2 rRNA genes and 1 pseudogene are annotated in these 725 nt (G+C 45.8%); all 3 read right to left on the bottom strand.

The annotated features are described in order from the left end of the window. A pseudogene (locus WA407_RS26215) lies at window positions 1-193 on the bottom strand (IS5/IS1182 family transposase); the annotation flags it as partial. Between the two features lie 146 nt (window positions 194-339). Further along, window positions 340-456 (bottom strand): 5S ribosomal RNA (rrf, locus tag WA407_RS26210). A gap of 144 nt (window positions 457-600) precedes the next feature. Continuing rightward, window positions 601-725: ribosomal RNA gene (locus WA407_RS26205) — 23S ribosomal RNA — on the bottom strand; the annotation flags it as partial.

Genomic DNA, 725 nt, shown 5'->3' with positions numbered 1-725 from the left:
TCATTTTAAACAACACGGTAGGATCAATGGCAGGACGCCCGTTGTCCGCACAATACAGCGGGCTTACCTTCTCATGAATAAAGGAGAAGTCTATATATGTATCCACTTTACGAAGCAGATGATCTTGTGGTACCAGTTCTTCCAGAGAAACCAATTCAAAAGATTGTTGTTGGTCTTGATGAGGTCGCAGCATATCAACACCGTCCGTTCTACAATAGTTACCTATATTATATAACATTAACGCGGTGTCGTCTTAAATAAAATGAACATAAAAAAAGCTGTCGAGACTTTCTCGACAGCCTGAGAGCACAGCCCATTAAGGCTGTGCTCTTTTATCTTGCTTGGCGGCGTCCTACTCTCCCAGGACCCTGCGGTCCAAGTACCATCGGCGCTGGAGGGCTTAACGGTCGTGTTCGGGATGGGTACGTGTGGAACCCCTCCGCTATCGCCACCAAACACGAATTTGCTGTGCAAATTCTTTTTCAGGAATCAGCATCGCCAAATGCTGTGTATTCGCTTGTTTCATATAAGCTACTTGAGCCTATACCATACAAAACTTACACCCTGAAAACTGGATCCGAAACTCATTGCGTCTTATTTTAGGATAAGCCCTCGACCGATTAGTATTGGTCAGCTCCATGCATTACTGCACTTCCACCCCCAACCTATCTACCTCGTCGTCTTCAAGGGGTCTTACGAATTGGGAAATCTCATCTTGAGGGGGG

It is taken from the genome of Paenibacillus sp. 203, assembly GCF_037027525.1.
In the GTDB taxonomy this organism is placed as follows: domain Bacteria; phylum Bacillota; class Bacilli; order Paenibacillales; family Paenibacillaceae; genus Paenibacillus; species Paenibacillus polymyxa_B.
Note: the sequence above shows the minus strand (reverse complement) of the source record. Positions and strands in the feature narration are given on the sequence as shown.